This is a genomic window from Hyphomonas sp., from assembly GCF_046313735.1.
GTDB lineage: Bacteria > Pseudomonadota > Alphaproteobacteria > Caulobacterales > Hyphomonadaceae > Hyphomonas.
In genome coordinates, this window is record NZ_JBKBXW010000032.1 from 28,042 (window position 1) to 36,559 (window position 8,518).

The following is an 8,518-nucleotide window of genomic DNA, read 5'->3' on the forward strand; positions in this document are numbered from 1 at the left end:
CCTCGCGCAAACGGCGCGCCCGCGCGCTGCCGCCCGCGTCACCTTAGGGTAATCAGTCCGGCATCCCAGAGCGAGCGGCAGTCAGAGGCATCCGTGCGGGCCTCCCCAAGCGTTGTCGTGAATTGGCCTTCGAAGCGGGGGTCGTCGCATTCCCCGTCCAGCACATATTGCCCGCTGTCATCGCCGAAGTCGGGCCGTGGCTGGCCCTCATTCATCGAAGGGCGAAGCGTCACCGTGCCAGCTTTCCAGGCGGCAAGGCAATCATTGCCGTCGGTGCCGATCCGGCCGACATCCGAGGCGCCCCGTCCCTGGAAGCGCGGATCATCGCACTCGCCATCATCCGCCCAGCGGCCGGAATTGTCGCCGAACTCGATGCCCTCATAGGTTACGATGGCGAGCGCCGGCGCGCCAAGGGCGGGGTCAAAATCCGGCGCCAGCATGATCGTGCCGGCGAGCCAGGCCCGGCGGCAGTCGCTGGCATCAGTCCCGATATCACCGAAAGAGCTTCCGCCCGGCCCGGTGAAGCGGCGGTCATCGCACTCGCCATCATCGGTCCATTCGCCGGAATCACGCCCGAAATCGATCGAGCTTATCGGCGGGCGGCGGGCGAGGTCTTCAGCCGACAGCGGCGCCACCGGCGCGCTGATGCATTCGATGAAGCCGGTTAGCCCCTCGGCGAATTCCGCAACATCCGCCAGGCTTTCGACATTGACCGTCGATGAACGGGTCACCGGAACCTTGTGGGTTGCAACGAACTCATTGATGGCGCGCAGGCTGACCGCAAAATTTATATTCTGCGGCAGCTCCTGGGCCCGTTCCAGCATCACCATCTCGTTCACGCCGTTCGACGAAACGCCGACAATCTCTGCCTTCATGTTGAAGACGGGGCCGCCGCTGTTGCCCTTGTGAATGGGCGCGGACATCTGGAACTCGTTGGGATTGTCACCCCATCCGGTCCGCGAGGATACCGTGCCGGTCGTGATCGTCACGCTTTGCTTGCCGAAGAAATCCGTCTGCGGGAAGCCGGCGACAACGATCGACTCGCCGAGGCGCGGCGAAGGCGCGCTGCTGATCGAAGCAAAGGTCGCAGTCGGCGACGAGGCCTTCAGCAGCGCCAGGTCATAGTCTTCATGTGTGGCAATAAGGGTCAGCTCGCCGAACATCGGGCTGCGCAGGGCGGCGCATCCTTCCACGACATGCGCGTTAGTGAGCACATGACCGGCGGCTGAGATGGCAAATCCGCTTCCGGTGGACATCCGCCGTCCGGGCAGGCCGATCCCGACCTCGCTGTCCAGCTGGATCGTGCCGAGCTCCCACGCGGCCGCGCAGTCGGTAGCATCCGTGCCGGGCTCGCCCACCCCGCTGGTGCCGGGACCCGTGAACCGCGTGTCGTCGCACTCGCCATCCCTGGCGTATTGCCCGCTGTCGTCCCCGAAGTCGGGCGCGACCTGGCCGTCATTCAGCCGGGTGCGCGGCTTGATCAGGCCCAGGTCCCACAGAAAGCGGCAATCCGAGGCATCGGTGCCCGGCTGTCCGGCCGTGGTGGTTGCGGAGCCCTCGAAGCGTGGATCATCACACTCACCATCATTGACAAAGGAGCCGCTATCATCGCCGAAATCCGGCAGGGGAAGACCCGCATTGACCGGAGCGCGCAGCACCGCCTTACCGGCTTCCCAGGCGGCGAGGCAATCACTTGCATCTGTGCGCAGCTGGCTCAGCCCGGAGGTGCCGGGGCCTTCAAACCGTGGATCGTCGCACTCGCCGTCATTTGCCCAGGTGCTGGTGTTGTCGCCAAAATCGATACCGCCGGCGACGATCACTTCCCGGGCACGTGCGGCGGCCTCCGGGTCGAAATCAGGATCGATCGTGATGGTGCCTGCGGCCCAAGCCGCTGCGCAGTCGGACGCGTCAGTGCCAGGTTCGCCCACCGAACTGGCGCCCGGCCCTTGGAACCGCGGATCATCGCATTCGCCATCTTCCGTGAACCGCCCCGAATCATCCCCGAAATCGGGCGCTTCGAGGCCTTTATTCAACGGCCTGCGCGGGGCAATCAGCCCCGCATCCCACAACGCGGCGCAATCGGTGGCATCGGTGCCGGGTTCACCGGCCGTCGTCGTGCCCTCGCCTTCGAAGCGCGGATCATCGCACTCGCCATCATTGGTATACTCGCCGCTGTCATCGCCAAAGTCAGGCCGGGGCATGCCTTCATTGAGACTGCGGCGCAGGCTGATCAGCCCATCCTGCCAGAGCTTGCGGCAATCACTCGCATCGGTGGCGGGCTGGCCGGCCGTGGTGGTGCGGTAGCCCTCGAAGCGGGAGTCATCGCAATCGCCGTCATTGACGAAATCGCCGCTGTCATCGCCGAAATCCGGCGCAGGGGCCCCGGCATTCAACTCGGCCCGCAGGACGATGGCGCCAGCCGTCCACAGGGCGCGGCAGTCGCTCGCATCCGTGCCGGGCGATCCGGCAGTCGTCGCACCTTCGCCGGCAAAGCGCGGATCATCGCACTCCCCGTCATTGACGAAGTCGCCGCTGTCATTGCCGAAGTCCGGCGGCTGAGGGGTGGAGGCAGATACCGGCGCACCGGTCATGCTGACCGTCAAAAAAACGGCCAGTGCAGCCATCAGCACTGGCCGGAAATATCCACTGGTCATGCATCCCTCCCGCGAACCTGAGTCACCATTCGGTAACACGGGCGATCTGCAGGTGGAACCGGAGATTATCCGTAAAGAACGGTGATCGTCTCAGCCACGCAGGCCGGGCGGTCCTTGCCTTCGATCTCGATGGTACATTCCATCTTCATCTGCTTGCCGCCGGATTTGGCTTCCACGGCGAGGCATTTCTGGCGCAGGCGGACCTTGGAGTTCACCGGCACCATATTGGTGAAACGGACCTTGTCCGAGCCGTAATTGATGCCGCGCGTGACGCCTTCGACGCGCAGGACTTCGGCGCCCAGCATCGGGATCAGCGACAGGGTCAGGAAGCCATGCGCGATGGTGGAACCCATCATCTGCTTCGCCATTTCCTCGTTCACATGGATCCACTGATGGTCGCCGGTTGCATCGGCGAACAGGTTGATGCGCGCCTGGTCGATCAGGTGCCAGTCAGAGACGCCCACTTCCTGGCCAACGAGGCTTTCAAGGTCAGCATAGGGAATTTTGCGCGGATCAGCCATTTGTATCCTCCAGATTTCTTGGACTTTGTAACGTTCTTGTGCCGTGGACCCGCTGCCACCGCAAGGCTGCCGGAACGTAAAGCCGAATCGACAGAATCGAATTTCTACCCTTTAAGGGGGAAGCGCAGGGCTTAAACAGGAGACCTTTTCGATGAGCGATCAGACACAAATTTCCGTTGACCCTAATACGCAGGGCAATGCCAACCTGATCTACATTCTCTATCTGGTGAGCCTGGTCGTCGGCATCACCGGGATCGTTGGCGTGATCATGGCCTATCTCGCCAAGGGCAAGGGCAATTCAGTCCTTGAGTCCCACTACAACAACCAGATCAACATCTTCTGGAAATTCTTCCTGTACATGGTCATTGGACTCATCCTGGCCATCGTGGTGATCGGCGTCCTTATCATGCTTGCGGCCGTGGTGTGGTACATCATCCGCGTCGTTCAGGGCATGCAGGCGCTTTCGGCTGGCCAGCCGATTGCCAATCCGGGCAGTTGGTTGCTCTAGGGGCCGGATACCGCGCTGCCCCCGGCGAGGGCCGCGAGCCAGTGATACGAAGCCTTCGGCGTGCGCCGGAGCGTCTGGTAATCGACATGCACGATGCCGAAGCGCGGCCCATAGCCCATCGCCCATTCGAAATTGTCGAGCATTGACCAGACGAGATAGCCGCGCACATCGGCCCCGCCGGCGCGCGCGTCCAGCACGGCGCCGAGATAACGTTCGAGATAATGGATGCGCCCGGCATCATTGACTTCGCCGGCCGCATCCGGCTCCCCATCATCCGCCATGCCATTCTCGGTGACATAGACCGGCAGCCGGTAGCGCTCCGAAGTTTCGATCAGCACGTCCCGGAACGCCTCCGGCTTCACATGCCAGCCCATCAGCGTCGTCTCGGCGCCCTCTGGCGGATCGGCCATGCGGAAGCCCCAGGAATTGGGGTGCGCGCTCGCATATTGCGGCGAGTAATGATTGAGGCCGAGCCAGTCGAGCGGAGCGTAAATCGCTTCCTCGTCACCCGGCCGGATCCGGTCGCCCATCCACTCGCGGGTCAGCGGATCATATTTGCCGAGGAAGACCGGGTCTGCGGTCGCCCGGTTCATCACAGCGTCCATCCGCGCGGCGGCCTCGCGGTCGGCGCCGCTATCCGTGGCCGGGACTGCCGGTTGAAGGTTCGGGACCGACCCGATCAGGCTACCGGCGGGAAGCTCCGCCCGCAGGCGCCGCACCGCCGCGCCATGGGCAAGGTTCACATGATGCACCGCATCCAGCCAGGTTTCACGCCCCCGCAAGCCCGGCGCATGGACGCCCGCGCCATGGCCCAGCATCGTGAACATGTTCGGTTCATTGAACGTCGCCCAGCGCGCAACCCGGTCGCCCAGAAGCTGTGCCAGCAGGCCCGCATAGTCCGCAAACAGGGGCACGATCTCCCGGCTGGTCCAGCCGAGCCCTGCCTCATGCAGCGCCAGCGGCAGGTCCCAGTGATAGAGGCACAGCCATGGCTCGATGCCCTGCGCAAGGAGCTCGTCGGTCAGCCGGTCATAGAAATCGAGGCCTGCCGCATTCGCTGCGCCGCGCCCCTCCGGCAGCACCCGGCTCCACGACACCGAAAAGCGATAGGCGGAGAAGTTTGCCGTCCGCATCAGTGCCACGTCTTCGCGGTAGCGATGGTAATGGTCGCACGCGATATTACCCGTATCGCCATTCTTCACCCGGCCGGGCTCGGCGCTGAACGCGTCCCAGATGGACGGACCGCGCCCATCCACATCATGTGCGCCCTCGATCTGATAAGACGCGGTCGATGCGCCCCAGACAAAACCTGCAGGAAAATCCTCAGCGCGGATCATGCGCGCCCTCCCTCAGCCGCTTCTTGTTGCGGCAGAGGGTGGGCGAGGCGGAGACAAGGCGCAAGGCCTTTCCGGATCAGACGATGCGGCTGTTCTTGTTGCCCCAGTAGCGGTCGCGGATCAGGCGCTTGTAGAGCTTGCCGGTCGGGTGGCGGGGCAGTTCGGGGTCAAAGTCGATGCTCTTCGGGCATTTGAGCTTTGAGAGGTTGGCCTGGCAGAAAGCCATCAGCTCGGCGGCGAGTTCCTCAGAATGCGCAATGCCCGGCATCGGCTGGACAACCGCTTTCACCGCTTCGCCGAACTCCTCATCCGGCACGCCGATCACGGCCACATCGGCCACTTTCGGATGGGTGATCAGCACGTTCTCGGTCTCCTGCGGGTAGATGTTCACGCCGCCGGAGATGATCATGAACGCCTTGCGGTCGGTGAGGTAGAGGAAGCCATCCTCGTCCAGCTTGCCAACATCACCCAGGGTCGACCAGTCCGCATGCTTGGGGTTGAGGGCGGCTTTGTTCTTTTCCGGGTCGTTGTGATAGCTCGGTGTCGGCGTGCCGGAGAAATAGACCTGGCCTTCCTCGCCGACCGGCACTTCATTGCCCTCCTCGTCGCAGATATGCACCGTGCCAAAGATGGCGCGCCCGACCGTACCCTTATGCGTCAGCCAGTCGGGGCTCTTCACATAGGTCATGCCGTTGCCTTCAGAGCCGGCATAATACTCGTCAATGATGGGGCCCCACCAGCCGATCATCTGTTCCTTCACCGGCACAGGGCAGGGCGCGGCCGCATGGATTGCGAACTTCATAGAGGAAACGTCGTACTTCTTCCGCACGTCTTCCGGCAGTTTCAGCATCTTCACGAACATGGTCGGCACGACCTGGGTGTGCGTCACCTTGTAACTTTCGACTGCCTTCAGGAAATCCTCGGGATCGAACTTCTCCATCACGACCAGTGTCGAGCCGAAGCGCGTGAACGTCATGCACCAGCGCAGCGGGGCCGCATGATAGAGCGGGGCCGGCGAAAGATAGACCGACTGATCACTGGCGCCGGACATCAGCTTGGCGATCTGCATCAGCACATTGTCGCCATCAATCGGCAGGCCGCGTTCCAGCAGCGGGCGGATGCCCTTCGGGCGGCCCGTGGTGCCCGAGGAATAGAGCATGTCCGTGCCGGCCATTTCATCCGCCACCGGCGTTGCCGGGAAGCCGGCGATATGCGCCGTCATCTCGGTGAAACCATCCGCCGCCCCGTCAATGGACCAGAGCGCAGACACGCCGGCGGCCTTGGCCGCTTCTGCCGCCACGCCCGCCTTGCTGGCGCCTGCGATCAGCAGTTTCGCGCCGGAGTCTTCAAGGATGTAGGTGACCTCCGGCGCTGTCAGGCGCGAGGAGACGCACACATAATAGAGCCCCGAACGCTGCGCCGCCCAGCAGATCTCGAAATAGCGCGGCGAATTCTCGGCAAAGATCGCGATCGTGTCGCCGGGATTGCAGCCCGCCGCGCGCAGGGCATGGGCGATCCGGTTGGAGCGTTCGTCGAGCTGGGCGAAGGTGATCGTCTCGCCCGAGCCCGACATGATGATGGCGGGCTTGTCGGGCTGGGTCTTCGCGTGATGGCAGGGGTGCATGGGCGTAAATCCTCCGGCACTGGCGGCCACAGAGCGGCCAGTCTGACTTTGCGCCGGAAATTAACGGCCCCGCGCCCGGCGTCTATCCGGGACGCAAGGGAAACCGCGCCGCAACCTGTAGCCGGATCAGGGCTCCACGGGGCCGCCGAACTGGCGGGCGAAGAAATCGCCTTGGCGCCACATCGGGCTGGCATCCTTGTTGGCGAGTTCGAGGGTCAGGCGCGCCTTCACCTCGGCAAACCTTGCGGCGGCCTCGAAGTCGATGCTGTTGTTCATGTCATCGGTCGGGCGGTGGTAATTCGTAGTCATGTGGCGCGCGAATTCCTCGGCGCCGCCATTCTGCCAGCCGGGGATCAGGTAGACGGACGGGATGCCGCCTTCCACGAACCGGAAATGGTCCGAACGCGTGAACAGGCCCTGATCGGGCACCGGGTCCGGGCTGAGCGCGATGCCCATAGAGGCCGCCGCCACTTCCACCGCTTCGATGATGGTCGAGCGCTGGCCGCCGAACACGACCAGGTCCGTGAAGGGATAGGTCAGGATCGGCATGTCGAGATTGACGTTCGCCACGATCCGCTCGCGCGCGACGGTCGGGTTCTCGACAAAGTATTGCGCGCCGAGCAGGCCTTTTTCCTCCGCTGTCAGCGCAATGAACATCACCGAGCGGCGCAGGGGCGGGCCGTTCTTCAGCATCCGCGCGGCGTCGATCAGCGTTGCTGTGCCGCTGGCATTATCGAGCGCGCCATTGTTTATCTCGTCGCCCTCAAGGCCGCGCGTGATGCCGATATGGTCGAGGTGCGCGGTCAGCACGATCACCTCATTCTTCAGCACAGGGTCGGAGCCCTCGATCATGCCGATGACATTGGAGGAGGTCACTTCGTCATGCTGCGAAGCCTGCGCCATGCGAACGGTCAGCGGCAGGGGGAAGCCGGTCACCGGGCCGCCCTCGGCTTCGGCTGTAGCGATAATGTCTGCAAAGCTGACCGGCGCGCCGTCAAACAGCCGGGCGGCGCTGTCCATGCGCACGCTGGCGGCGGCGAGGATGTTCGGCGCGCGGCTGAAGCCCGTCCCGTCCGCGCCGATCCAGGTCATCGCGGCCGAATCCAGCCGCCCTTCGCGGATCAGGCGCTCGAAGGGGTAGATCTCCCGCGAGGTCGGCGTCTCGATCTGCAGCACGCCAATCGCCCCGCGCTGCGAGGCATTGGCGAGTTTCTGCGTGCCGTAATAGGCGCGTTCCTCGGTCTGGATGCCTTTCGGCGTGCCCGACAGCATCACGACGACCTTGCCGGCCACATCGAGGCCCGCATAGTCATCGCGGCCAAGGTCCGGCGCCACGATGCCGAAGCCGACGAACACGGCCTCGCCCGTCACATCCGCCGCCACGCCGCGCAGCGAGCCGCCCATGGCAAAGTCACTGTTCTCAACAAAGGGAACCGCGCTGCCATCGGCGCGGGTGATCTCAACGCGCCGCCCTTCCGGTGCGCGCACAGAGCGCAGGAACCGGATTTCCTGGAAAAACGTGCCATTGTCGCCTGCCGGCTTCAGCCCGATCTCGGCAAACCGCTCGGCGACATAGTCGGCCGCAATGTCATAGCCGACGGTGCCGGCTTCGCGGCCTTCCAGCTCATCGGAGGCGAGGAAGGCCATGTCGGCCTGGATGGCAGCGGCGTCCGGCGGGGGTAATTCGGTCGGGGCCGGCACCGGGTCCGGCGCGCAGGCAGTCATCAGGATCAGGGCGGAAGCGAGCAGCAAATTGCCGGCAAGACGTCTCATCAGGGGCATATCCTCATTGGTTCGCGGCACAGAAAGGGGAATTCCTTGCGAATGTCGACTCAGAATTCCCGCATCCAGTAGGCCATCGGATGGGTCAGGTC

6 protein-coding genes are annotated in these 8,518 nt (G+C 63.9%); 1 reads left to right on the forward strand and 5 read right to left on the reverse strand.

Translation table 11 applies throughout. The features are described from left to right. Positions 1-38 precede the first annotated feature (38 nt). Together ACK4SV_RS14490 and ACK4SV_RS14495 are read right to left on the reverse strand one after the other, a co-directional pair. A complete protein-coding gene (locus tag ACK4SV_RS14490; protein ID WP_409918558.1) occupies positions 39-2,654 on the reverse strand; it encodes a S1C family serine protease in 2,616 nt (871 codons plus the stop codon). Positions 2,655-2,719: 65 nt separating this feature from the next. Further along, positions 2,720-3,175 (reverse strand): MaoC family dehydratase, encoded by a 456-nt coding sequence (locus tag ACK4SV_RS14495; RefSeq protein ID WP_409918559.1) that lies wholly within the window; start codon positions 3,173-3,175, stop codon positions 2,720-2,722. A gap of 151 nt (positions 3,176-3,326) precedes the next feature. Here ACK4SV_RS14495 and ACK4SV_RS14500 point away from each other — a divergent pair, with 151 nt between their 5' ends. Further along, complete coding sequence (locus tag ACK4SV_RS14500) at positions 3,327-3,683, forward strand: DUF4870 family protein (RefSeq protein ID WP_409918560.1); 357 nt, start codon at positions 3,327-3,329, stop codon at positions 3,681-3,683. On the opposite strand, the gene ACK4SV_RS14505 is transcribed toward ACK4SV_RS14500, so the two are convergent. From ACK4SV_RS14505 to ACK4SV_RS14515, 3 genes are all read right to left on the reverse strand, one after another. Then, positions 3,680-5,020, reverse strand: a complete 1,341-nt coding sequence (locus ACK4SV_RS14505) for a GH1 family beta-glucosidase (protein ID WP_409918561.1) — start codon at positions 5,018-5,020, stop codon at positions 3,680-3,682. The genes ACK4SV_RS14500 and ACK4SV_RS14505 overlap by 4 nt on opposite strands. Positions 5,021-5,096: 76 nt before the next feature. After that, a complete protein-coding gene (locus tag ACK4SV_RS14510; protein WP_409918562.1) occupies positions 5,097-6,644 on the reverse strand; it encodes an acyl-CoA synthetase in 1,548 nt (515 codons plus the stop codon). Positions 6,645-6,770: 126 nt separating this feature from the next. Then, positions 6,771-8,417 (reverse strand): M28 family metallopeptidase, encoded by a 1,647-nt coding sequence (locus tag ACK4SV_RS14515; protein WP_409918563.1) that lies wholly within the window; start codon positions 8,415-8,417, stop codon positions 6,771-6,773. Between the last annotated feature and the right edge of the window lie 101 nt (positions 8,418-8,518).

Coding starts and splice junctions, on each gene's coding strand:
- ACK4SV_RS14500 (WP_409918560.1), top strand. CDS start 3,327: ATGAGCGATCAGACACAAATTTCCGTTGACCCTAATACGCAGGGCAAT.
- ACK4SV_RS14505 (WP_409918561.1), bottom strand. CDS start 5,020: ATGATCCGCGCTGAGGATTTTCCTGCAGGTTTTGTCTGGGGCGCATCG.
- ACK4SV_RS14510 (WP_409918562.1), bottom strand. CDS start 6,644: ATGCACCCCTGCCATCACGCGAAGACCCAGCCCGACAAGCCCGCCATC.
- ACK4SV_RS14495 (WP_409918559.1), bottom strand. CDS start 3,175: ATGGCTGATCCGCGCAAAATTCCCTATGCTGACCTTGAAAGCCTCGTT.
- ACK4SV_RS14515 (WP_409918563.1), bottom strand. CDS start 8,417: ATGAGACGTCTTGCCGGCAATTTGCTGCTCGCTTCCGCCCTGATCCTG.
- ACK4SV_RS14490 (WP_409918558.1), bottom strand. CDS start 2,654: ATGACCAGTGGATATTTCCGGCCAGTGCTGATGGCTGCACTGGCCGTT.